Source organism: Amycolatopsis sp. NPDC005003, assembly GCF_053600695.1.
This window is the reverse complement of the sequence record NZ_JBSGAI010000020.1, coordinates 154,829-176,901: the sequence shown is the minus strand read 5'-3', so window position 1 is coordinate 176,901 and position 22,073 is coordinate 154,829. Positions and strand designations below refer to the sequence as shown.

Below are 22,073 nucleotides of genomic sequence, written 5' to 3'. Positions count from 1 at the left end.
CGGGAGCCGGGAGCCGGGAGCCGGGAGCCGGGAGCCGGGAGCCGGGAGCCGGGAGCCGGGAGCCGGGAGCCGGGAGCCGGGAGCCGGGAGCCGGGCGGCGTGGGTCGGCGACTTCACCGAAGCCCGGCAGCGCCTCCTCGCCGAGCCCGGCACCAAGCGTCAAGCACCAAGCGTCAAGCCGAGCGTCCAAAGGGACCTTTCAGCGCAACCGACCCCTCAGCCGCGCCGAAAGCCCCTCCCGGCACAGCGAAGATCAGCTGGCCTGCTGCTGCCGGGCGTCGCCCGGCACCTCGAGCACCTCCAGCGGGACCAGCGGTGCCAGCTTCGGCCTCTTCGGCGACAACCCGTCCCCCATGGACTCGCCCCGCAGCTGCCGCCGGATCCAGGGCAGCAGGTGGACCTTCGTCCACGTGATGTCCGACCGCCGCGAGTCGATCCAGCGGTCGGGCGTCTCCACCAGCGGCCACGGCTCGCGCCAGTCCGCCTCCACCGGGATCCCCAGCACCTCCGCCGCCTTCAACGCGATCCGGCGGTGGGCTTCCGGGGAGAAGTGGAGCCGGTCGTCGCTCCAGGCGCGGCGGTCGTGCAGCGGCCCCATCGTCCACAGGTCGACCATGCGGGCTCCGTGGCGCTCCGCGATCGCCCACAGGTTCGTGTTGTAGATCGCCACCTTGCCGCGCAGCACCGACATCACCGACAGGACCTTCGTGTCCGGGCCGTTGAACATCAGCACCGGGATGCCCGCTTCGCGCAGCTTCGCGACGCCCTCCTCCAGGCGCTCGGTCACCGCGTCCACGTCCGCGCCCGGCACGATGATGTCGTTGCCGCCGGCACACAGCGTGACCAGGTCGGGCTTCAGCTCCAACGCGATCGGCAGCTGCTCGTCCAGGATTTCGTCGAGCATCTTGCCCCGCAGGGCCAGGTTGGCGTAGCGGAAGTCGCTGCGGCCGGCCGCCAGCACCTCCGCGAGCCGGTCGGCCCACCCCCGGAAGGAGCCGTCCGGCAGGCCGTCGTTGAGCCCCTCGGTGAAGCTGTCACCGAGGGCTACGTAGCTGTCGAATCCGTACACGTTGGGTCCCCTTCCCATCCTGCGACCGACACACCCCGACATGTAGTTGTACACCTCAACTAACCATCGGCCGCAAACCCGCTCCATCCCCCGGGCGTTCAGCCTGCGGTAACAGTGTCTTATCTTGTCGGCCTTCTGCGCCTCTCTATTACGTAGTCTTCACCTTCGGCATGCCGTGAAACAGCACACCCGGCAGCAAACCCGGCACCCGATGTGGCGAAAATCTCCCTGCCCGGGGCCTCCCGGACGCGATCCGGCAGGCTGGACACGTGGCCGGAGAACCCCGTGAATCGCTCGCGCAGATCCTCGGTGGCCGCCGGGGCGCGCTGGACGCCAGCATCCCGCCCGTCGGCTTCGTCGCCGGCTGGCTCGCCGCCGGCCAGTCCGTCGCCTGGGGCGCCGGTGCCGCCGTCGTGGTCGCCATCGTGGTCGGGATCGTCCGGATCGCCGGCGGTGGCAAGGTCCGCGCGCTGGTCGTCAGCCTGGCCGCCGTCGTCGCGGCCGCGCTGATCGCCCTGCACACCGGCCGGGCGCAGGACTTCTTCCTGCTGCAGCTGATGTCCAATGTGGCCAGCGCCCTGCTGTGGGCGGCCAGCATCGTCGTGCGGTGGCCGCTGCTCGGCGTCGTCGTCGGCCTGCTGCTGGGCCAGAAGACGCGCTGGCGCCGGGACGCCGTGCTGCTCAGGGCCTACTCACGGGCCAGCTGGGTGTGGGTGCTCCAGTACACGCTGCGCGTGGTCGTCTACGGCCTGCTGTGGTGGGCCGGCCAGGTGCTCGCGCTCGGCGTGGCCCGCACGGTGCTGTCGTGGCCGCTCGTCGCGCTCACCGTCGCGGTCAGTGGCTGGGTGCTCTACCGGGCGTTGCCGCCGGAGCACCCCGGCCTGCGCCTGGCGCCGGAAACCCGCTCGGACGACGTACCCGGGGCATAAGGCGGCCCCCGGCGAGGGGGGAGGGTCCGGGGGCCACTGCCTACGGTACCCGGACTACCCGGTTCAGTCGACGTTTTCGCGGCTTTGCGCCGCGTTTTGCTCGAGATCCTTACGCCAGGGGGCGCGGTGCGCCCTCGCCGAAGGCGTCCACGGCGGCCAGCCACGCCGCTCCGAGCACCCCATCGGAGCTGGTCAGCACCTCGAGACCGGCCAAACGGCGGCGCACGAGCCCGCCGACCGGGCTCGCCCCGGTGAGCACCGAGCCGACGAGCACGACCGGCGTCGACTCGCCGGGCTCGCGCGCCGCGAGGGCGTTCTCGGCGAGGTGCCCGGCCGCGCGGGCGACGATCTCACGGGCCGCCGGCTCGCCCGCGTCGTGCGCCGCGCTCACCAACGGGGCGAACCGGGCGAGCCGGACGGGCGCCTCCGCGTTGGCCGCCGTGATCAACGCCCGGGAGGCGGCCAGCCGCCCGGCGTCGTCGCGGACGTCCAAAGCGGACAGTCCGAGCGCGGCGGCCAGCACCGCCGACGGCAGCCCGTCGAGCGGCCGCCCGCGGCCCAGTGCCTCCAAAGTGGAGCGGACGGCTTCGCGGCCGAGCCAGAACGCCGACCCCTCGTCGCCGAGCAGCCAGCCGTAGCCGCCGGTCGTGCCGGCGAGCCGCCGCTGCCGGATCCGGCCCACGATCGAACCGGTTCCGGCGACGACGACCGTCCCGTCCGGCGCCGAGGTGGCCGACGCGTACGCCACTTCGGCGTCGGCGACCGTCCGGACGGCACAGGTGAGACCGATCCGCGTCCACGCCGCGGTGAAGACCGCGGCCACGTCCCGGTCGCTCAGCTTGCTGACCCCGGCCATGCCGACGACGCACGCCCGCACGGCGCCGGGGTCGTGGGTGCCGAGCGCCTCGGTGATCGCCTCGGCGATCCGGCCCGCGGCGACCTCGGGCGCGTGCGCGTTCGGGTTGGCCCCTTCGCCGCGTCCGGTGCCCAGCACCGCGCCGGTGGCGTCGACCAGTGCGGCCCTGGTCGACGTTCCGCCGGCGTCGACGCCGATCGCGAAGCTCACCTCGTCTTGGTCACCTTCAGCAGGCCGCGCGGGCTGTCCGGGTCGCCGCCGCGGGCCAGCGACAGGCCGAGGGCGATCCGCTGGATCGGCAGGATCTCCAGGATCGGCGCGAGCTCCTCGACGGTCTGCGGCACGTCGATGCGCAGCGCCGCCGGGGTCTCGGCCGAGGCCGAGCCGACCGCGACGACGTCCGCGCCGCGCTTGCCGACGGCGTCGATGACCTCGCGCATCGCGTCGGAGCCGTGCCCGGCGCTGGTCACCGCGAGGACCGCGGTCTGGTCGTCGACCGCCGCGACCGGGCCGTGCAGGAGATCGGCGCCGCTGTACGCGCGGGCTGCGAGGTAGCTGGTCTCGGCGAGCTTGAGCGACGCCTCCAGCGCGGTCGCGTACGAGTAGCCACGGGCGGTGGTGAGGACCCGGTTCACGAAGCGGTACCGGTCGACCGCGCGCTGCACGCCCTCGTCGGCGCCGTCGAGGGTCTGCTGCGCCAGCTCGCCGATCTTCTCGGCGTCGGCCGCCTTGCCGCCGCGCACCGCGTCGATCAGCAGGTACAGCGCCATCAGCGTGGCGGAGTACGTCTTGGTGGCCGCGACGGCCTTCTCGACGCCCGCGCCGATGTCGACGCCGAGCTCGGACGCCGCCCGCAGCGGTGAGTCCGGCGTGTTGGTGACCGACACCGTCAGCGCGCCCTGGCGCCGGGCCGTTTCGGTGACTTCGATCAGGTCGGGGGAGCCGCCGCTCTGGCTGACCGTGACGAAGAGCACGTCCCGCAGATCGGGCCGGGCGCCGTACAGGGTCGCCGTGGACGGGGAAACCAAACCCGCCGGGAGGCCGAGAAGTACCTCGATCAGGTACTTCGCGTACAACGCTGCGTGGTCGCTCGATCCACGCGCCGCGAGCAAAGCGAACCGCGGCGGGTGTTGTGAGATCTTTTCCGCCACTTCGGCGATTTCCGCCTGACGCGCCACCAGTCCGGCCAGGACGTCCGGCTGCTGGGCGATCTCCGCGGCCATGTGCGCGCCGGGCCGTTGTTCGGTCATCATTTTCCTCTCCACCTCCGGCATTATGTACCGGACTCAGGCGGCGTCGGTCAGGTCTAGACCAATATTATAGGGGCGGCGCGTTTGGGGAAAAGGGTACGTTTCTTACGGGGACGTGGCGTGCGATGAGGGAAGACATAGGGAGCCGGGCATGTTGGAGACCACCACCACGGGCGAGGCGGCAGCCGTCGCCGGGATGCGCGGGCAGCGCGAGCCCAAATACTGGGCGCTGAAACAGCACCTCCTCGATCTCTTGGACGTGCTGCCGCCGGGGTCGCCGATCCCCACCGAACGCGCGCTCGCCGGGGAGTTCACGGTCTCCCGCACCACCGTGCGCCAGGCGCTGGCCGACCTGACCGCCGAGGGCCGCCTGCACCGGGTGCAGGGCAAGGGCACCTTCGCCGCCGAGCCGAAGCTCGCCCAGCGGCTCCAGCTGTCCTCCTACACCGAAGACATGCGCAAGCAGGGCCTGAAGCCGTCATCGAAACTGTTGGAAGTCGAGGAACTGCCGGTCGAGGGCGACCTCGCGAAGCTGCTGGGAATCCGGACCGGCGCGAAAATCCTTCGCCTTCGACGACTTCGACTGGCGGACTCGCAGCCGATGGCGCTGGAGACGACGCACCTTCCGCTCGGCCGTTTCCGCGGGCTGCGCAAGCACGTCTCGGCCGGCGGTTCGTTGTACGCCGTTCTACGCGAGCACTACGGCGTCGAACTCGAACGCGCGGAAGAAACGATCGAGACCTCGCTGGCGGGGCCGCAGGAAGCCGAGATGCTCGGCGCGGACGTCGGCATGCCGGTGCTGATGCTGACCCGGCACTCGTTCGCCACCGACGGCAAGCCGGTCGAGTTCGCCCGCTCGGTCTACCGCGGCGACCGCTACAAGTTCGTGACGACGCTGCTGCCGTGACCGGCGCGGTTGACGGGGGTCCCCGGTCACTGTGAAGTTGACCGGGTGACTGCCACCGAAGACACCGGGATCAAGTGGGGCACCGGTGCCGCCCGCGGCCTGCTGGCCACCACGATCCTCGGGTCGGGCATGGCGATGCTCGACGGCACCATCGTCAACGTCGCCCTGCCCCGCATCGGCGCCGAGCTGAACGCCTCCGTCGCGGGGCTGCAGTGGATCCTCGACGGTTACATGCTGGCGCTCGCGGCACTCATCCTCGTCGCCGGTTCGCTCGGCGACCGGTACGGCCGGCGGCGGATGTACCTCGTCGGCGTCGTCTGGTTCGGCGTCGCCTCGGGGCTGTGCGCGGCGGCGCAGTCCACCGAGATGCTCGTCGCGACCCGGATCCTGCAGGGCATCGGCGGTGCTCTCCTGACGCCGGGTTCGCTCGCGATCCTCCAGGCGTCCTTCGCGCACGACGCCCGCGCCCGCGCGATCGGCGCCTGGTCCGGCCTCGGCGGCATCGCGGCCGCCGCCGGGCCGCTGCTCGGCGGCTTCCTGGTGCAGGTGTGGTCGTGGCGGCTGGCGTTCCTGATCAACGTGCCGATCGCGGTCGCCGTGGTGCTGATGGCGCGGAAGTTCGTCCCGGAATCCCGCGACCCCGACGCCACCGGGCACCCCGACTTCAGTGCCGCCGCCCTCGGCGCCCTCGGCCTCGCCGGGATCACCGGCGCGCTGGTGGAGGCGCCCGCCCGCGGCATCGGCGACCCGCTCGTGCTCGGCGCCGGGTTGCTGGGTATCGCCGGGCTGGCCGCGTTCGTCGTCGTCCAGCACCGCTCGCACGAGCCGCTGGTGCCGCCGTCGCTGTTTCGCGACCGCACGTTCACGCTCTCGAACGCGCTGACCTTCGTGGTCTACGCCGCGCTCGGTGGCGTGATGATGCTGCTGGTCATGCAGCTGCAGGTCTCGCTCGGCTACTCGCCGACCGCGTCCGGGCTGGCCGGGCTGCCGCTGACGGTGATCATGCTGCTGCTCTCCGGCCGCTCCGGCGCGCTCGCCCAGCGCATCGGCCCGCGGACGCAGCTGGTGATCGGCCCGATCGTCGTCGGCATCGGGATGCTGCTGATGCTGCGCATCGCGCCCGGCGCGTCCTACCTGGGCGCGGTGCTGCCCGCGGTGGTGGTGTTCGGGCTCGGCCTGGCGACGGTGGTGGCCCCGGTGACGGCGACGGTGCTCGCCGCGGCCCCGGACCGCTACGCCGGCGTGGCGTCCGGCGTCAACAACGCCATCGCCCGCTCGGGCGGCCTGCTGGCGGTGGCGGTGCTGCCGGCGGCGGCCGGGCTGACCGGCGAGGCCTACGCCGACCCGGTCGCGCTGACGGCGGGCTGGCGGACGGCGCTGGTCATCTGCGCGGCACTGGCGATCGCGGGCGGCCTGATCGCGCTGGGCATCCACAACGGCGTCCTGGCGCCGCCGGCCGAGGTCAAGCCCGACGACGAGTGCCCCCACCTCGGCGAGTGCTACCACTGCGGCGTCGAGGGCCCGCCGACGCACATCCGCGGCGGCGGGACCCCCGTCGCCGGTTCCTAGCCCGCGAGGATCTCGGCGAACAGCGCCGGGTCGGCGTTGCCGCCCGAGACGAGCACGACCGTCTTCCCGGCCGGCAGCTCGTCGGCGTGGAAGAGGTAGGCCGCGGTCGTCACCGCGCCACTGGGCTCGGCCACCAGCCGGGCCTTGCGGGCCAGGACGCGGACGGCCTCGCGGATCTCGTCCTCGGAGACCGTCACCATCCGGTCGACGACTTCCCGCAAATGGGCGAAGGTCAGTTCGGACGGTTGCGAGCGCAGGCCGTCGGCGATCGTCCTGGCGCGGTCGGCCTGCGGCCACCGGACCAGCTCGTCCCGCCGGAGGCTGTCGGCGACGTCCGCGGCCAGCGCGGGCTCGACGCCGATCACGCGCGCCCGCGGGCACCGGGCCTTGATCGCGGTGCCGACCCCGGCCGCCAGCCCGCCACCGCTGATCGGGACGAGCACGACCTCGACGTCCGGCAGGTCCTCGGCGATCTCGAGCCCGGCTGTGCCCTGTCCGGCGATGATGGCCGCGTGGTCGAAGGGCGGCACGAGGGTCAGCCCGCGTTCGGTGGCCAGTTCACGCGCTTTGCCCTCGTGTTCGCCGATCGGCACCTCGATGACCTCGGCGCCGTACGCGCGGGTGGCCTCGACCTTGATCCGCGGTGCCACGTCCGGCACGACGATCACCGCGGGCACGCCGTACCGCTGCGCCGCGTACGCGACTGCCTGCGCGTGGTTGCCGCTCGAGTACGCGATGACGCCCCGGGCGCGGGCCGCGTCGTCGAGTGCCGCGATCGCGTTGAACGCGCCGCGCACCTTGAACGCCCCGACCGGTTGCAGACTTTCGGGTTTGAGCCACAGGGTTCCGCGGGGATCCCAGGTCTGGAGCAGCAGGGGCGTGCGTACGGCGACATCTTCGACGCGCTTCGCGGCGGCCTCGATGTCAGAGATCGTCACCAGTTCCATGTGTCGAGTATGTCAAGAAAACGTTCGATCTGGAGTGTCTATTGTGGACAGACGGAGTGGTCCTCCTCACGCCGTGGCAACGAGGGGAGTGCCTCGCGCGCCTTAGACGTTGGACAGGGGAGAACACGGACTACCTAGATCGGGATCATGAGCAAGGAGAACGCAGCGACAGCGGAAGTCCCAGCGGAGGAAAAGGAAGAGAAGTCGGGCCTGCGGATCGCGCAGGTGCTGGCGGCGGCGCTGGCGGCGGTGACCGCGGCGCTGCTCGGCTCGACGTTGGGCGTGGCGGGCACGGTGGTCGGCGCCGGCGTGGCGAGCGTGGTGTCGACGGTCGGCAGCGAGCTGTACCTGCGCTCGCTGCAGCGCACCCGCGAGGCGGCGCTCAAGGCGCGCCAGCTGGCGACGTCGGGCATCCGGCGGCGCGGACCGGCGGAGACGCCTGAGGTGCCGATCACCGACCAGCCCACGGTTCAGCTGAAACCGCCGGAGGCGGAGCCCTCGCGGCTGTCCGCGCGGCTGCGGAAGCTGCGCTGGCCGTTGCTCATCGGCACGAGCCTGGCGGCGTTCGCGGTGGCGATCCTGTCGATCGTCGGCTTCGAGTCGGCGACGGGCACGCAGATCGGCGGGGGAACGGGCTCGAGCATCGGCAAGATCTTCACCGGCGGTTCCGGCCACGAGGACAAGACCCCGGTGACCACCCCGCCGGCCTCGACGAACGACACGCAGGTGTCCCCGACGGAGACGAGCACGACCCCGACGGACACCTCGACCCCGCCGACGACGTCGTCGGAGACCCCGTCGACCACCCCGAGCACGACGACCCAGCAGCCGTCGACCTCGGCCCCGGCCACCACGGCCACCCCGCCGACCAGCAAGGGCGCCGCGGCCACGCCGACCCCGTGACTCAGGGCAGGCGGGCTCGCAGGGCCCGCGCCGTGGCCTCGGGGTCCTCGGCTTCGGTGATCGCCCGGACCACCACGATCCGGGACGCCCCCGCGTCGAGGACCTCGCCGAGTCGCGGCCCGTCGATGCCGCCGATCGCGAACCACGGCCGGTCCGGGGTCCAGGCCGCCGTCCCGCGCACCAGGTGCAGGCCGGGCGCGGGGCGGCCCGGTTTCGTCGGCGTCGGCCAGCACGGGCCCGTGCAGAAGTAGTCGACGCCGGGCTCTGCGGCCGCCGCGAGGGCCTGGTCGAGCGAGTGCGTCGACCGGCCGATCACGACGTCGTCGCCCAAGATGCGGCGGGCCAGCGGCACCGGGATGTCGTCCTGGCCGAGGTGCAGCACGTCGGCGCCGACCGCCAGCGCCACGTCGGCCCGGTCGTTCACCGACAGCAACGCGCCGTGGCGGGCGCACGCCTCCGCCAGCACCTCCAGCGCCGCGATCTCGCCGGCCGCCTCCAGAGCGCCGGTCTTGTCGCGCAGCTGGATGATGTCGACGCCGCCCGCGAGGGCCGCGTCGGCGAAGGCGGCCAGGTCGCCGCGGTCCGTGCGGGCGTCCGTGCACAGGTACAGGCGCGCGGCGTCGAGGCGGGCGCGGATCTTGTCACCGGAGAGGGCGGGCATAGCGGCGACCGTACCTCGCCGGTTAAGGTGGATGTGTCCGCACGGGAGCCCGAGGCACGGGCTGAGAGGGAGCTGCCGCTCCGACCGTGGAACCTGATCCGGGTCATGCCGGCGCAGGGAGCGTGATTCCATGACGAACCTGGCAGTGGTGGGCGGCGGCGTGATCGGCCTCGCCGCCGCTTGGCGCGCGGCCGCGAAAAACCACCAGGTCACCCTCTACGACCCCGAACCGGCCCGCGGTGGCGCGTCCTGGCTGGCCGGGGGCATGCTCGCGCCCGTCACCGAGGCGTGGCCGGGCGAGGAGGACGTCCTGCGCCTCGGCGAGGAGTCGCTGAAGCGCTGGCCGGGGTTCGCGCGTGACCTGCAAGAAGAGGGCTTCGACCCGGGACTGGCCGGGCACGGGACGCTCGTCGTCGCCTTCGACAGCGCCGACGCCGGCTACCTGGACATCCTGGCCAACCACTTGCACGGAACCGGGCGCGCGGCCGAGCGGCTCACCGGCCGGGAGGTCAAGCGGCTCGAACCCGGCGCCGGATCCGTCCGAAGTGGACTATACGTGCCCGGCGACCTGGCCGTGGACAACCGGAAACTGCTCGACGCCCTCCACCGCGCCTGCCGCGAACGCGGTGTCCGGTTCGTCCGCGAGCGCGTCGAGGAACTCCCGGACGCCGAAGCCGTCGTGCTCGCCGCGGGCGCCTGGACCGGGCGGCTGCACCCGCTGCTCGCCGGCGCCGTGCGCCCGCTCAAGGGCGAAATCCTCCGGCTCAGGCCCCGCCGCGGCTGCCTGCCGCCGCCCACGCACACCGTCCGGGCCGTCGTCGAGGGCCGGCCGATCTACCTCGTCCCGCGCGGTGACCAGGAGCTCGTCCTGGGCGCCACCCAGTACGAGGCCGGCTTCGACCGGGCCGTCACCGCCCGCGGCGTGCGCGAGCTGCTCGAAGGCGCCGAACGCGTCTTCCCCGCGATCACCGAGTACGAGCTGACCGAGACCGCCGCCGGGCTGCGGGCCGGCAGCCGGGACGCGCTGCCGTACCTCGGCGCTTTGGACGGCGGTGTTTTCGCCGCGACCGGGCACCACCGCAACGGCCTGCTGATGGCCCCGGTGACCGCGGACGCCGTGGTCGCCTGGCTCGAGGGTGAGAAGCCGCCGGAAGGCGTCGAAGCGGCCTCACCCGCCCGCCTGCACCAGAAGGAGCACGTGTGATGGAGATCAAGCTCAACGGCGAGTGGACGGCGTTCCCGGACGGCGCGACCGTCGCCGACGTCCTCGACGCGACTGGCGGGCAACGGCCCGGCATCGCCGTCGCGGTCGACGGCGTCGTCGTCCGCCGCGCCGACTGGGCGGTCACCGCCGTGCCCAAGGGGGCGGTCCTCGACGTGCTCACCGCGGTCCAGGGAGGTTGAAATGGACGAAGAACCACTGGTCATCGGCACGACCAAGCTGACGTCCCGGCTGATCATCGGCACCGGCGGCGCGGCCAACCTCGCGGTGCTGGAACGCGCGCTGGTCGCGTCCGGTACCGAGCTGACCACCGTCGCCATGCGCCGCGCCGACGCCGAAGGCGGCTCCGGCGTCCTCGAACTCCTGAAGAGGCTCGGCATCGAGCTGCTCCCGAACACCGCGGGCTGCCGGACGGCCGCCGAAGCGGTGCTCACCGCGCAGCTCGCGCGCGAGGCGCTGGAAACCGACCTGGTCAAGCTCGAGGTGCACGCCGACGACCGCACCCTGCTGCCGGACCCGATCGAGACCCTCGACGCCGCCGAACGGCTGGCCGCCGACGGGTTCACCGTGTTCGTCTACACGAACGACGACCCGGTGCTCGCGCTGCGCCTGGAGGAGGCCGGCTGCGCCGCGGTGATGCCGCTCGGCGCGCCGATCGGCACCGGGCTCGGCATCCGGAATCCGCACAACATCGAGCTCATCGTCTCGCGGGCGAACGTCCCGGTGATCCTGGACGCCGGAATCGGCACGGCGTCGGACGCGACCCTCGCCATGGAGCTCGGCTGCGACGCCGTCCTGCTCTCCACCGCGGTCACCCGGGCGGCCGATCCCGAGCGGATGGCCGCGGCGATGCGGGCGGCCGTCGTCGCCGGACGGCTGGCTCGCGAGGCCGGGCGGGTGCCGCAGCGCTTCTGGGCGCAGGCGTCGAGCCCACCCCGGTGAACCAGGGTTGGTAACACCGACCGTAACCGCGAACCCGTAAGGTGGACGGCACTTTCCGGCGCACCCGCGGCGGGGTGAGGGCAGAAGGAGCCAGCCGTGACGAGCACATCGGTCCAGGACGTCTCGGGCAGGTTGTACCTCGCCGTGGGCAGGCTGTCCCGGTCACTGCGCCAGGCCGGCGTGCCGGGGCCGGGCCACGGCGCCATCTCGGCGCTGGCGACGCTGGTGCACGCGGGCCAGCTGCGGCTCGGTGACCTCGCGGCCAAGGAGGGCGTGGCCGCCGCGACGATGTCGCGGATCATCGCGTCCCTGGTCGAGGCCGGCTACGTCAGCCGCGAGTCCGACCCGGTCGACCGCCGCGCCTGGCTGGCGAAGGCGACCGAAGAGGGCGAACGGCTCGTGTCCGGCGTCCGGTCGACGCGGGTCCAGGAGCTCAACCGGCGGCTCGACCGGCTCTCGCCGGACCACCGGGAAGCGCTGCTGGCGGCGCTGCCGGCGCTCGAGGCCCTGATCGCGGACGATTAAGCCGCCTTCTCCTGCCGCAGTTCGGCCAGCTCCGCGCGCAGGGCGCGGAGCTCGTCGAGGATCTCCTGGTTCGCGGCGGCCTGCGCTTCGGCCTGCTTGGCCTCTTCCTCGCGGATGTCCTGGCGCAGCTCGTCCTCCATGCCGCTGACCACGACGGCGATGAAGAGGTTCAGCACCGCGAAGCTGGACACCAGGATGTAGACGACGAAGAAGATCCAGGCCAGCGGCGCCTGCTCCATGATCGTCTTCGCGATGTCCGGCCACGCCTCGCCGGTCATCACCTGGAACAGGGTGAACAGCGACGTCCCGAGGTCGCCGAAGTCGCCCGGGTCGATGGTGCCGAACAGCTTCGTCGCCATCACCCCGGCCACGAAGATGATCAGGGCGAGCAGCGCGGCGATCGACGCCATCCCGGGGATCGCGGCCAGCAGCCCCGAGACGACCTTGCGCATCGACGGCACGACGGAGATCAGCCGCAGGACGCGCAGCACGCGCAGCGACCGCAGGACGGCGAACGGCCCGGTCGCCGGGATCACCGCGATGCCGACCACGAGCAGGTCGAAGACGTTCCAGTTGTCGCGGAAGAAGCTGCCGCGGTAGGCGTAGAACTTCGCCAGCAGCTCGGCGACGAAGATGCCCAGCGCGATGTGGTCCAGCGCGTGCAGGACGCCGCCGTAGCCGGCCATGATCGACGTGGAGGTCTCCATGCCGAGGGTGACCGCGTTGAAGACGATCACGGCGATGATGAAGTTCTGGAAGCGGCGGCCCTCGAGGACCGCCGCCACCCGCTCGCGCCCGGTCAAGGCCGCCCCCGGTTTCGGTCAAGGAACAGTAAACGCAGGGATGGTAACCGGACGGTCGCTCAGCGCTCCTCGGGAGCCAGCCGCCAGAAGGCCGAGACCGGGCCGACCTTCGCGCCCATCGGGTAGGCGTGCTCGACGGCGTGCGAGACGAACCACTTGCCGTAGCGCGCGGCTTCGACCACGGACATGCCCTTCGCCAGGCCCGCGGTCAGCGCCGACGCCATCGTGTCGCCCGCGCCGTGGGTGTGCGGTGTCGGGTACCGCGGCCCCGGCAGCTCCACGAACGTCGAACCGTCGAACAGCAGGTCCACGCACTCCGGGTCGGCCTGCAGGTGGCCGCTCTTGACCAGGACGTACCGCGGGCCCATCCGGTGCAGCACCACCGCCGCGGTGTGCATGCCCTCGCGGTCCTTCACCGTCATCCCGGTGAGCAGCCGGACCTCGTCGAGGTTCGGGGTCAGCACCGTCGCGCGCGGCAGCAGTTCGTCGCGCAGGGCGTGCAGGCCAGCTTCGTCGAACAGCGGGTGGCCGTGCATCGAGGCCGCCACCGGGTCCACGACGAACGGGATCTTCGCGTCGCGGCCGATTTCGGCGTTGTCGCACGCGGCGGCGACGGCGTGGATGATCTCGGCCGAGGCCAGCATGCCGGTCTTCGCCGCGCCGACGCCCATGTCCGCCGCCACGGCCTCGATCTGCCCGGCCACGATGTGCGGCGGCAGGTCGGCGCGGTCGTGCACGCCCAGGGTGTTCTGCACGGTGACGGCGGTGACCGCGACCAGGCCGTGCACGCCGCAGGTCAGGAACGTGCGCAGGTCCGCCTGCAGCCCGGCGGCGCCGCCGGAGTCCGACCCCGCGATGGTCAGCGCGGTCGGAAGGCTCGTCGTCATGGTGGTTTCCCGACTTCTGGTCTAGGCCAATCAGCCTCTTTTGCTTCATCAACAGTCAACCACGGTGGCACATTGTGGGGGCTACTCACCAGTTCACGGGCGAAGGAGCCTGGATGAAGCTCTTCTCGGTGGCTCTTCTCGCGGCGGCGCTCACGCTCTCCGGGGCGACGGCCGCGAATGCGGACAGTCCCAAGCTCTCCCACGTCACCACGGTCGGCGTGCACAACACCTACGACACGGCGGCCTACGGCTACCTCGCCCAGGCGCTCGACGCCGGCTCGTCGCTGATCGAGCTGGACGTCTGGCCGGACTTCTTCACCCACGAGTGGAAGGTCAGCCACTCGAACCCGCTGGGGAACAACAACAACTGCGTCGCGGCGACCTCGGCTTCGCAGCTGTACTCGGGCGGCAAGAACAAGAACCTCGAGTACTGCCTCGACGACATCCGGATCTGGCTGGCCGCCCACCCCGGGCACACACCGATCACTTTGAAACTGGAGATGAAGACCGGCTTCTCGGACAACACCGGGATGGGCCCGGACGAGCTGGACGCCACCTTCCGCGCGCACCTCGGCAGCGTCGCCTTCCGCCCGGCCGAGCTGCTCGGCGGCTACGCGACGCTGGACGACGCGGCCAAGGCGGACAACTGGCCGTCCGTGGACGCGTTGCGGGGCCGGGTGATCACCGAGATCATCCCGGGCACGGTCGAGGAACAGAACCCGACCGACACGCTGAAGACCGACGTCGAGTACGCGCGGTACCTGGCCGGCCTGAAGAACGCCGGCAAGCTCGGCGACGCGAACATCTTCCCGACGGTGCACGGCGCGGCCGGCGGCGACCCGCGGGACAAGTACACCGCCGACCTCAAGCCGTGGTTCGTCGTGTTCGACGGCGACGCGAACGCGTGGGTGACGCAGACCGGGCCGTGGTGGTACGACGCCAACCACTACTACGTGGTGATGACCGACGCGCAGAACGTCGCGCCGGCCATCGACGGCCACAACCCGACGGTGGAGCAGGCCAACCAGCGCGTCGCCGACCTGGCGAAGCAGCACGCGTCGGTGGTCACCGCGGACTGGACCGGGCTCACGACGGTGCTGCCCCAGGTGCTCGCCCGCGGTTAGAGCGTCAGCACGAGCTTGCCGGACACCCGGCCCGATTCGCCCAGCTCGTGTGCCTTGGCGGCGTCCTCCAGCGGGAAGGTCTGCTCGACGTGGACCTTCAGCTGACCGGCTTCGATCAGCTCGACGAGGCCGGTCAGCCCGCCGCGGTCCGGTTCGACGAGGATCCTGCTCGTCCGCACATCGCGTTCGGCCGCTTTCCGCGCCACCCGGTCCGTGACGGCGCTGGGCACGCTGATCAGCAGGCCGCCGGGCTTGATGGCGGGCAGCCAGCGCAGGTCGTTCTCTTCCCCGACGAGTCCGAAGTAGACGTCCACATCGGACGTAGTGGCGCTTTCGTCGTGGTAGTCGATCGGTTCGTCGACGCCGAGCTCGCGCAGGAAGCCGTGCTTACCGGCACTGGCCGTGCCGATCACGTGCGCCCCGCGCGCCTTGGCGATCTGCGCGGCGAGATGCCCCACCCCGCCCGCGGCGGCGTCGACGAACACGCGCTGTCCACTCCGGACGTTCGCCAGGTCGACCAGGCCCTGCCAGGCGGTCAGCCCGGCCAGCGGCAGCGCGGCGGCCTCGGCGAAGGACAGCCCGGCCGGCTTGCGGACGAAGTGCCGCGAGGGCGCGGTGACGTACTCGGCGTAGGCACTGGCCGGCCGCGGGAACCACGGCATGCCGAGGACTTCGTCGCCTTCCAGGACGCCGGTCGCGCCGAAGCCGGCCTCTTCGACGACGCCGGCGACGTCCCAGCCGACGGTGAACGGCGGCGTGCCGAGGAAGCCGCCGCCGCGCCGCACCTTCCAGTCGACCGGGTTGATCCCGGCGGCGTGCACCCGCACCAGGACCTCCGTCGGCCCCGGTTCGGGGCGCGGTGCCTCGGTGACCTGGAGCACCTCCGGTCCGCCGAGGGCCTGCTGGGTCACGATGCGCATCGGTTTCTCTCCTTCGTTCGGGGTCACCTCCATCGTCGGGTCCTTGGTCACTTTTCGCCAGAAGGCACTAGTTGGTACAGTAGGTACCTGATGGAAACCACCTGTGACCAGGGCGGACCCTGGGATGTGTACCTGCGCAACTGCCCGTGCCGCGATGTCCTCGACCTGCTGGCCAACAAGTGGACGGCCCTGGTCCTGGGCGCGCTGGCCCGCGGCCCCCACCGTTTCGGCGAGCTGCGCCGCGCGGTGGACGGAATCAGCCAGAAGATGCTGACCCAGAACCTCCGCCAGCTGGAGCGCGACGGCTTCGTGACCCGCACGGTGTACCCGACAACACCGCCGACGGTGGAGTACGCGCTGACGGAGATGGGCGCCGAGGTGGGCGCGCACCTGATCGCGCTGAGCGCGTGGTCCCAGGCGAACTTCGGCCGCATCCGCTCGGCCCGCGAGGAGTACGACGGCCGCGAGCTGCAGCCGGTCCACTAGCCGGAACCGGCGTGATCAGACCCGAAACTGGCGTGATCAGGCCCGAAACTGGCGTGATCAGGCCCGAAACCGGGTGATTGGGGCCGGAACTCGCGAGTTCCGGCTCGGATCACGCGAGTTCCGTCTTCGATCACGCGAGATTCGGGTTCGCGCCCGTGTCGAGCACCCAGAACGGGGAGACCGGGCCCACGCCCGCGCCCAGCCGGTACCCCTCCGCCACGCACCGCTCGATGAACTTCTTCCCCGCCGCCACGGCGTCCGGCACCGAAGCGCCCTTCGCGAGCGACGCCGTGATCGCCGACGCCAAGGTGTCGCCGCCGCCGTGGGTGTTGTCCGTCTCGTACCGGGGGCCGCCGAGGGTGATGTACTCGCGGCCGTCCGACAGCAGGTCGACGCAGTCGGCCGTGCCCTGCATGTGGCCGCCCTTCACCAGGACCCACTGCGAGCCGAAGGTCAGCAACGCCTCCGCCGCCTCGCGCTGCGAAGCCGCATCCACGACCGAAATCCCGGTCAGCAGGCGGACTTCGTCCAGGTTCGGCGTGATCAGCGTCGCCCGGGGGAACAGCTCCGTGCGGATCGCCTCCAGGGCGTCCTCGCGTAGCAGCGCGTGGCCCGTCATCGACGCCGCCACCGGGTCGACCACGAAGGGGAACGGCCCGACCTCGTCCAGGGTCTTCGCCACCGAACGGATGATCTCCGCGGTGGCCAGCATGCCTGTCTTGGCCGCGTTCACGCCCATGTCCGACGCCACCGCCTTGATCTGCGCGGTGACCACGTCAGCCGGGATTTCCGTGAAACCCTGCACGCCCAGCGAATTCTGCACGGTGACCGCCGTCAAGGCGACCAGCCCGTGGACCCCGTGCGCGAAGAACGTCCGCAGATCGGCCTGGATGCCCGCACCACCGCCGGAGTCCGATCCGGCGATGGTGAGGGCGGTCCTCGGTGTCACGGCTGCACCACGGGCAGGTACACCTTGCCGCCGGACTCGGTGAACTCGGCCGACTTCGACGCCATGCCCGCCTCGATGGCCTCCACAGTGGACAGACCGTGTTCCTCGGCGTACTTGCGGACGTCCTGCGTGATCCGCATCGAGCAGAACTTCGGGCCGCACATCGAGCAGAAGTGCGCGGTCTTGGCCGGCTCGGCGGGCAGGGTTTCGTCGTGGAACGAACGTGCGGTGTCCGGGTCCAGCGACAGGTTGAACTGGTCGTTCCAGCGGAACTCGAAGCGCGCCTTCGACAGCTCGTCGTCCCACTCCTGCGCGTACTTGTGCCCCTTGGCCAGGTCCGCGGCGTGCGCGGCGATCTTGTACGTGATGACGCCGGTCTTCACGTCGTCGCGGTTGGGCAGGCCGAGGTGCTCTTTCGGCGTCACGTAACACAGCATCGCCGTGCCGTACCAGCCGATCTGGGCCGCGCCGATGGCCGAGGTGATGTGGTCGTACGCCGGCGCGATGTCCGTCGCGAGTGGACCGAGGGTGTAGAACGGCGCCTCGCCGCAGAGCTTTTCCTCGAGCTCCACGTTCTCCTTGATCTTGTGCATCGGCACGTGGCCGGGGCCCTCGATCATCACCTGGACGTCGTGCGAACGCGCGAGGTGCGTCAGCTCGCCCAGGGTCTCCAGCTCGGCGAACTGGGCGCGATCGTTGGCGTCGGCGATCGAGCCGGGCCGCAGGCCGTCGCCGAGGGAGAACGTGACGTCGTACTGCCGGAGGATCTCGCAGAGCTCCTCGAAGTGCGTGTACAAAAAGGACTCTTTGTGGTGGGCGAGGCACCACGCGGCCATGATCGACCCGCCGCGGCTGACGATCCCGGTGACGCGCCGGGCGGTCAGCGGGATGTAACGCAGCAGCACGCCGGCGTGCACGGTGACGTAGTCGACACCCTGCTCGCACTGCTCGATGATCGTGTCGCGGTACACCTCCCACGACAGCTTTTCCGGTTCCCCGTCGACCTTTTCCAGCGCCTGGTAGATCGGCACGGTGCCGACCGGCACCGGCGAGTTGCGGATGATCCACTCCCGCGTCTCGTGGATCCGCTTGCCGGTGGAGAGGTCCATGATCGTGTCGGCGCCCCAGCGGGTCGCCCACACCATCTTGTCGACCTCTTCCTCGACCGACGACCAGACGGCCGAGTTGCCCATGTTGGCGTTGATCTTCACCAGGAAGTTCTTGCCGATGATCATCGGCTCGGTCTCGGGGTGCTTCCGGTTGGCCGGGATCACCGCGCGGCCGCGGGCGACCTCGTCCCGCACGAATTCGGGCGAAACCCGTTCGCGCGCGGCGATGTACTCCATTTCGCGGGTGATGACGCCCTGCTTGGCCCAGCCGATCTGGGTGTTGTGCTCCCGCCCGTCGGCCCAGCCGGCCCGCAGCCGGTGCAGTCCGGAGTGGACATCGATCTCGACGTCGGGATCGGTGTACGGGCCCGAAGTGTCGTAAACGTCGAAGTGCTCACCGTTGGAGAGATCGATCCGCCGGACGGGGACGCGGAGCCCGGATTCCGTCTGGTGGTACGCCTTGTGCGAGCCCGTGATCGGCCCGGTGGTCACCGTTACGGCAGCATTGTTTTCCAGCGTCGTCAACGACGGTCACTCCCTACGCCGGCATTACCCGGTCAGGTTCATGCGGTCGGTGACGCCTGCGAAACGCAAGTCACCCTCTCAGCCCGCCATGGCGCGAGCTCCCGCGGTGTTTTGGTTGTGCCCCGACCATGCCACGCCGACGCGCGATACTCAAGTCACCCGACCAACTCTGCCGGTGTGGCGTAGACGTCGACCATGGCGCCGTTGCGCAGCACGGTGATCGGCAGTGCGGTGCCGATCACTTCCGCGAACAGCTGCCGCTGGATGCCTTGCGCGTCCGAAACACGCGTGCGCCCCACGGTGAGCACGAGGTCGCCGGCGCGCAGCCCGGCCCGGTCGGCGGGACCGCCGGAGACGACTTCGTGCACCCGCAGCCCCGCGCGCTGCCCGGTCCGCTCGGCGACGTCGTCCGGCAGCGGCGCGGGCACGCCGACGACGCCGAGGTACGCCCGTCGCACCCGCCCCTCGACCACGAGCGTGTCGATGATCCGCCGGGTGGTCGCGTTGATCGGCACGGCCAGCCCGAGCCCGACGCCGGCGACCGCGGTGTTGACGCCGACGACCCGGCCCGCGGAGTCAGCGAGCGCGCCGCCGGAGTTGCCCGGGTTGAGCGCGGCGTCGGTCTGGATGACGTCCTCGATCACGCGGGTGGTGCGCCCCTGCCGCACCGGCAGCGCCCGCCCGAGCGCGCTGACGACCCCGGCGGTGACGGTCCCGGAAAAGCCGAGCGGGTTCCCGACGGCGACGACGAGCTGCCCGACGACGAGCCGGTCGGCGTCCCCGAGCGCGGCGGCGGCCGGCGTCTCGCCCCGTGCGCGCAGCACGGCGAGATCGGACAGCGGGTCCGCCCCGACGACGTCGAAGGGCACTTCGCTGCCGTCGGCGAAGGTGGCAACCCCGCGCCGGTGGTCGCTGACGACGTGGGCGTTGGTGAGCAGGTGCCCGTCCTCGGCGAAGACGACGGCCGAGCCGCTGCCCCGCGCGAGCTGCACCCCGGCGACGTGCGGCGTGACGGTCTTGGCGACCGTGCTGACCGCGCGCGAATAGGCGTCCATCGCGTCGTCCATGGCGATACCTCGATTACACCGTTGCAGGTAATACAAGTTTGCGCCGGGTTGGGCGGGAAGTCCGTTCGCTGTCCGTGAACCGGTTCACCGGACCAGTGACGGTCAGTGGTTCACCGGATCGGACCATGCGCCGGTGAAGGATCGGCGGCAGACTGCCAAGTCGCTTCTGTAACGGTGCAGAAGCGATCTTCTGTGGGGTTGATATGCGAAAACTCATGTTCGGCGCCCTCGCCGGGCTGCTGGTCACCGGCCTGATCCCGGGGACCGCGGCGGCCCAGGGCGAGGCTCCCGGCGCCCCGGGTGCCCATCCCAGCTGGCTGCCCGCGAACAAGACCGGCTTCGGGACCGCCCACGACCGGTCGAGCAACGTCTGGTTCACCCTCCAGGGCGGACAGCTGTCCGAGGTCTACTACCCGGACCTCTCGACACCCAGCGTCCGCTCGATGAACTTCGTCGTCACGGACGGCCGGAGCTTCGCCGTCACCGACTACTCGGCGAAGTCGCAGCAGGTGCGGCGGACCGACGGCGACAGCTTGGTCTACGAGCAGACGATCACCGACGACCAGCACCGCTGGCGCCTCCGCAAGACCTACGTCACCGATCCGGCCGCCACGACCGTGCTGGTGGACGTCGACTTCCGGTCGCTCACCGGGCGGCCCTACCAGCTCTATGCGGTGGCCGACCCGGATCTCACCAACGACGGCTCCGACGACTCGGCCGCCCGCGCGGGTGACGCCGTCACCGCGCAGGACGCGACCAACGCCGCCGCGCTCACCGCGAAGCCCGCGTTCACCAAGACCAGCGTCGGCTACGCGGGCGCGTCCGACGGGAACACCCAGCTCAGCAAGACCTTCAAGCTCGCCGAGTACGACACCGCGGCCAAGGGCAACGTCGTGCTGACCGGGCAGACGAACGCCGACGGCCTCGGCAACCGGCACGTCACCCTCGCCCTCGGCATGGGCGCGAAGGCCGCCGACGCGGTGAAGAGCGCGCAGGCGTCGCAGCGACGCGGCGTCCGTGACATCACGCGCGCGTACGACCGCGGCTGGCAGCAGTACCTGCGCAGTGTCGGCAAGCCGCCGTCGTCGCTGAAGACCGGCGCCGAGCGCGACCTGTACCAGGCGTCGATGCTGACGCTCGCCGCCAGCGAGGACAAGCACCACCCGGGCGCGTTCATCGCGTCGCCGAGCATGCCGTGGCGGTTCGGGAACAACGACCCGGAGTGGTCGCCGTCCGGCACCTACCACCTGGTCTGGCCGCGTGACCTCTACCAGATCGCGACCGGCCTGGCCGCCGGCGGCGACACGGGGGCCGCGAACCGCGCGGTGACGTACATGTTCGGCACGCAGCAGCAGCCCGACGGGCACCTGCCGCAGAACAGCCGGGTCGACGGCGTCCCGTACTGGACGTCGATCCAGCTCGACGAGACGGCGTTCCCGATCGTGCTCGCCCAGCAGCTCGGCCGGAACGACCTGTGGCCCGGCGTCCGCAAGGCCGCCGACTTCATCCTGGGCTACCGGGGGCCGAACGGGCAGCCGACGCCGTACACCCAGCAGGAGCGCTGGGAGGAGCAGGACGGCTGGTCCCCGTCGACCATCGCCTCGGTGATCGCCGGGCTCGTCTGCGCCGCGGACATCGCTTCGCACAACGGCGCCGCGGCCGACGCGGCCCGGTACCTCGCCGCGGCCGACAAGATGAAGGCCGACCTGCCGAAGCAGACGGTCACCACGAACGGGCCGCTGTCGAAGGACCCGTACTTCGTCCGGCTCACCAAGGACGCGAACGCGAACAACGGGACGACGTACAACCTCGGCAACTCGAGCGTGACGATGGACCAGCGCGCGGTCACCGACGCGGGCTTCCTCGACCTGGTCCGGCTCGGCGTCTACCGCGCCGACGACCCGGTGATCCGCAACAGCGTCCGCGTCACCGACAAGGACATCGCGTTCACCACCCCGACCGGGCAGTTCTGGCACCGCTACACGAAGGACGGCTACGGCGAGCAGGCCGACGGCTCGCCGTGGGACTACACGTTCCCCGCCGAGAGCCGCACCACGTTCGGCCGGCTCTGGCCGCTGCTCGCCGGCGAACGCGGCGAGTACGAACTGGCCCTCGGCGACAGTGCGTCGGCCGCGCGGCGGCTGCGTGACCTCGGCCGCGTGAGCAGCTCGGCGGGGACCATGCCGGAGCAGGTGTGGGACGAGAACGCGCCGTCCGGGCAGACCGGCTTCCCGGCCGGCACGCCCACGACGTCGGCGACCCCGCTGGCCTGGACGCACGCCCAGTACGTCCGGCTCGCCTGGGACGTCGAGGCGGGCTCGGTCCTGGAGACGCCGAAGGTGGTCCGCTGCCACTTCCTCGGCTGCTGATCCGGGTCTGCCGCGGCTGGTCGTGAGTGGTAATTCGGGTTCTAACCCGAATTA

22 protein-coding genes and 2 riboswitches are annotated in these 22,073 nt (G+C 71.4%); of the genes, 11 read left to right on the top strand and 11 right to left on the bottom strand.

The annotated features are described in order from the left end of the window. Positions 1-253 precede the first annotated feature (253 nt). Positions 254-1,069: an SGNH/GDSL hydrolase family protein gene (locus tag ACWED2_RS23860; protein ID WP_449692700.1), complete on the bottom strand. Its 816-nt coding sequence runs from the start codon at positions 1,067-1,069 to the stop codon at positions 254-256. A gap of 269 nt (positions 1,070-1,338) precedes the next feature. Here ACWED2_RS23860 and ACWED2_RS23855 point away from each other — a divergent pair, with 269 nt between their 5' ends. Next, positions 1,339-1,998, top strand: coding sequence for a DUF3159 domain-containing protein (locus ACWED2_RS23855; RefSeq protein ID WP_449692699.1), 660 nt, complete (start codon positions 1,339-1,341; stop codon positions 1,996-1,998). 109 nt (positions 1,999-2,107) lie between these two features. Here the strand turns inward: ACWED2_RS23855 and ACWED2_RS23850 are convergent, their stop codons facing one another. Both ACWED2_RS23850 and ACWED2_RS23845 read right to left on the bottom strand, forming a co-directional pair. Next, positions 2,108-3,064 (bottom strand): N-acetylglucosamine kinase, encoded by a 957-nt coding sequence (locus tag ACWED2_RS23850; protein ID WP_449692698.1) that lies wholly within the window; start codon positions 3,062-3,064, stop codon positions 2,108-2,110. Next, positions 3,061-4,107, bottom strand: coding sequence for an SIS domain-containing protein (locus ACWED2_RS23845; RefSeq protein ID WP_449692697.1), 1,047 nt, complete (start codon positions 4,105-4,107; stop codon positions 3,061-3,063). Before ACWED2_RS23845 ends, ACWED2_RS23850 begins: the two co-directional genes overlap by 4 nt. 148 nt (positions 4,108-4,255) lie before the next feature. Between ACWED2_RS23845 and ACWED2_RS23840 the strand changes: the two genes are divergently transcribed. Both ACWED2_RS23840 and ACWED2_RS23835 read left to right on the top strand, forming a co-directional pair. Continuing rightward, a complete protein-coding gene (locus ACWED2_RS23840) occupies positions 4,256-5,011 on the top strand; it encodes a GntR family transcriptional regulator (RefSeq protein WP_449661508.1) in 756 nt (251 codons plus the stop codon). A gap of 45 nt (positions 5,012-5,056) precedes the next feature. Further along, entirely contained in the window at positions 5,057-6,580 is a 1,524-nt protein-coding gene (locus ACWED2_RS23835; protein WP_449692696.1) for an MFS transporter, read from the top strand. Here the strand turns inward: ACWED2_RS23835 and ACWED2_RS23830 are convergent. Then, positions 6,577-7,527 carry a threonine ammonia-lyase gene (locus tag ACWED2_RS23830; RefSeq protein WP_449692695.1) on the bottom strand — a complete coding sequence of 317 codons (951 nt, stop codon included), beginning with the start codon at positions 7,525-7,527 and terminating at the stop codon, positions 6,577-6,579. The two genes, ACWED2_RS23835 and ACWED2_RS23830, sit on opposite strands and share 4 nt — an antisense overlap. A gap of 147 nt (positions 7,528-7,674) precedes the next feature. Between ACWED2_RS23830 and ACWED2_RS23825 the strand changes: the two genes are divergently transcribed. Next, a complete protein-coding gene (locus ACWED2_RS23825) occupies positions 7,675-8,430 on the top strand; it encodes a hypothetical protein (protein ID WP_449692694.1) in 756 nt (251 codons plus the stop codon). Between the two features lies 1 nt (position 8,431). Here ACWED2_RS23825 and thiE read toward each other — a convergent pair whose 3' ends face one another. Next, complete coding sequence (thiE, locus tag ACWED2_RS23820) at positions 8,432-9,091, bottom strand: thiamine phosphate synthase (RefSeq protein ID WP_449692693.1); 660 nt, start codon at positions 9,089-9,091, stop codon at positions 8,432-8,434. Between the two features lie 31 nt (positions 9,092-9,122). After that, a riboswitch (TPP riboswitch) is annotated at positions 9,123-9,228 on the top strand. Between thiE and thiO the strand changes: the two genes are divergently transcribed. The 4 genes from thiO (at position 9,222) to ACWED2_RS23800 (ending at position 11,780) form a co-directional block, all read left to right on the top strand. Continuing rightward, entirely contained in the window at positions 9,222-10,295 is a 1,074-nt protein-coding gene (gene thiO / locus ACWED2_RS23815; protein WP_449692692.1) for a glycine oxidase ThiO, read from the top strand. It overlaps the preceding riboswitch by 7 nt. Next, entirely contained in the window at positions 10,295-10,495 is a 201-nt protein-coding gene (gene thiS / locus ACWED2_RS23810) for a sulfur carrier protein ThiS (protein WP_449692691.1), read from the top strand. The genes thiO and thiS overlap by 1 nt, the downstream gene beginning before the upstream one ends. A 1-nt stretch (position 10,496) precedes the next feature. After that, a complete protein-coding gene (gene thiG, locus ACWED2_RS23805) occupies positions 10,497-11,255 on the top strand; it encodes a thiazole synthase (RefSeq protein WP_449692690.1) in 759 nt (252 codons plus the stop codon). Between the two features lie 96 nt (positions 11,256-11,351). Continuing rightward, on the top strand, positions 11,352-11,780 hold the full coding sequence (locus tag ACWED2_RS23800; RefSeq protein WP_086846856.1) for a MarR family winged helix-turn-helix transcriptional regulator: 429 nt from the start codon (positions 11,352-11,354) through the stop codon (positions 11,778-11,780). Here ACWED2_RS23800 and ACWED2_RS23795 read toward each other — a convergent pair. Both ACWED2_RS23795 and thiD (ACWED2_RS23790) read right to left on the bottom strand, forming a co-directional pair. After that, positions 11,777-12,583: an ion transporter gene (locus tag ACWED2_RS23795; protein WP_449692689.1), complete on the bottom strand. Its 807-nt coding sequence runs from the start codon at positions 12,581-12,583 to the stop codon at positions 11,777-11,779. The genes ACWED2_RS23800 and ACWED2_RS23795 overlap by 4 nt on opposite strands. Positions 12,584-12,642: 59 nt before the next feature. Beyond that, entirely contained in the window at positions 12,643-13,470 is an 828-nt protein-coding gene (thiD, locus tag ACWED2_RS23790) for a bifunctional hydroxymethylpyrimidine kinase/phosphomethylpyrimidine kinase (protein ID WP_449692688.1), read from the bottom strand. A gap of 113 nt (positions 13,471-13,583) precedes the next feature. Here thiD (ACWED2_RS23790) and ACWED2_RS23785 point away from each other — a divergent pair, with 113 nt between their 5' ends. Then, on the top strand, positions 13,584-14,594 hold the full coding sequence (locus tag ACWED2_RS23785) for a phosphatidylinositol-specific phospholipase C domain-containing protein (RefSeq protein ID WP_449692687.1): 1,011 nt from the start codon (positions 13,584-13,586) through the stop codon (positions 14,592-14,594). On the opposite strand, the gene ACWED2_RS23780 is transcribed toward ACWED2_RS23785, so the two are convergent. After that, positions 14,591-15,514 (bottom strand): NADP-dependent oxidoreductase, encoded by a 924-nt coding sequence (locus tag ACWED2_RS23780; RefSeq protein WP_449692686.1) that lies wholly within the window; start codon positions 15,512-15,514, stop codon positions 14,591-14,593. The genes ACWED2_RS23785 and ACWED2_RS23780 overlap by 4 nt on opposite strands. A gap of 90 nt (positions 15,515-15,604) precedes the next feature. Here ACWED2_RS23780 and ACWED2_RS23775 point away from each other — a divergent pair, with 90 nt between their 5' ends. Next, entirely contained in the window at positions 15,605-16,000 is a 396-nt protein-coding gene (locus ACWED2_RS23775; protein WP_449692685.1) for a winged helix-turn-helix transcriptional regulator, read from the top strand. 130 nt (positions 16,001-16,130) lie between these two features. Here the strand turns inward: ACWED2_RS23775 and thiD (ACWED2_RS23770) are convergent, their stop codons facing one another. The 3 genes from thiD (ACWED2_RS23770) to ACWED2_RS23760 all read right to left on the bottom strand — a co-directional run bounded on the left by thiD (ACWED2_RS23770) (position 16,131) and on the right by ACWED2_RS23760 (position 19,650). Then, positions 16,131-16,949: a bifunctional hydroxymethylpyrimidine kinase/phosphomethylpyrimidine kinase gene (gene thiD, locus ACWED2_RS23770; protein ID WP_449692684.1), complete on the bottom strand. Its 819-nt coding sequence runs from the start codon at positions 16,947-16,949 to the stop codon at positions 16,131-16,133. Further along, positions 16,946-18,583 (bottom strand): phosphomethylpyrimidine synthase ThiC, encoded by a 1,638-nt coding sequence (thiC, locus tag ACWED2_RS23765; protein ID WP_449692683.1) that lies wholly within the window; start codon positions 18,581-18,583, stop codon positions 16,946-16,948. The genes thiD (ACWED2_RS23770) and thiC overlap by 4 nt, the downstream gene beginning before the upstream one ends. Further along, a riboswitch (TPP riboswitch) is annotated at positions 18,578-18,698 on the bottom strand. It overlaps the preceding gene by 6 nt. A gap of 40 nt (positions 18,699-18,738) precedes the next feature. Further along, a complete protein-coding gene (locus ACWED2_RS23760; protein ID WP_449692682.1) occupies positions 18,739-19,650 on the bottom strand; it encodes a S1C family serine protease in 912 nt (303 codons plus the stop codon). A 203-nt stretch (positions 19,651-19,853) separates the two neighbouring features. On the opposite strand from ACWED2_RS23760, the gene ACWED2_RS23755 reads away from it, so the two are divergent. Continuing rightward, on the top strand, positions 19,854-22,019 hold the full coding sequence (locus ACWED2_RS23755; RefSeq protein WP_449692681.1) for a glycoside hydrolase family 15 protein: 2,166 nt from the start codon (positions 19,854-19,856) through the stop codon (positions 22,017-22,019). The last annotated feature ends 54 nt before the right edge of the window (positions 22,020-22,073 follow it).

Excerpts from the sequence above, each read along its gene's own strand:
- ACWED2_RS23845 (WP_449692697.1), bottom strand. The coding sequence starts at position 4,107 with ATGATGACCGAACAACGGCCCGGCGCGCACATGGCCGCGGAGATCGCC.
- ACWED2_RS23840 (WP_449661508.1), top strand. The coding sequence starts at position 4,256 with ATGTTGGAGACCACCACCACGGGCGAGGCGGCAGCCGTCGCCGGGATG.
- ACWED2_RS23830 (WP_449692695.1), bottom strand. The coding sequence starts at position 7,527 with ATGGAACTGGTGACGATCTCTGACATCGAGGCCGCCGCGAAGCGCGTC.
- ACWED2_RS23825 (WP_449692694.1), top strand. The coding sequence starts at position 7,675 with ATGAGCAAGGAGAACGCAGCGACAGCGGAAGTCCCAGCGGAGGAAAAG.
- thiE (WP_449692693.1), bottom strand. The coding sequence starts at position 9,091 with ATGCCCGCCCTCTCCGGTGACAAGATCCGCGCCCGCCTCGACGCCGCG.
- thiO (WP_449692692.1), top strand. The coding sequence starts at position 9,222 with ATGACGAACCTGGCAGTGGTGGGCGGCGGCGTGATCGGCCTCGCCGCC.
- thiS (WP_449692691.1), top strand. The coding sequence starts at position 10,295 with ATGGAGATCAAGCTCAACGGCGAGTGGACGGCGTTCCCGGACGGCGCG.
- thiG (WP_449692690.1), top strand. The coding sequence starts at position 10,497 with ATGGACGAAGAACCACTGGTCATCGGCACGACCAAGCTGACGTCCCGG.
- thiD (WP_449692688.1), bottom strand. The coding sequence starts at position 13,470 with ATGACGACGAGCCTTCCGACCGCGCTGACCATCGCGGGGTCGGACTCC.
- ACWED2_RS23785 (WP_449692687.1), top strand. The coding sequence starts at position 13,584 with ATGAAGCTCTTCTCGGTGGCTCTTCTCGCGGCGGCGCTCACGCTCTCC.
- ACWED2_RS23780 (WP_449692686.1), bottom strand. The coding sequence starts at position 15,514 with ATGCGCATCGTGACCCAGCAGGCCCTCGGCGGACCGGAGGTGCTCCAG.
- ACWED2_RS23775 (WP_449692685.1), top strand. The coding sequence starts at position 15,605 with ATGGAAACCACCTGTGACCAGGGCGGACCCTGGGATGTGTACCTGCGC.
- ACWED2_RS23760 (WP_449692682.1), bottom strand. The coding sequence starts at position 19,650 with ATGGACGACGCGATGGACGCCTATTCGCGCGCGGTCAGCACGGTCGCC.
- ACWED2_RS23755 (WP_449692681.1), top strand. The coding sequence starts at position 19,854 with ATGCGAAAACTCATGTTCGGCGCCCTCGCCGGGCTGCTGGTCACCGGC.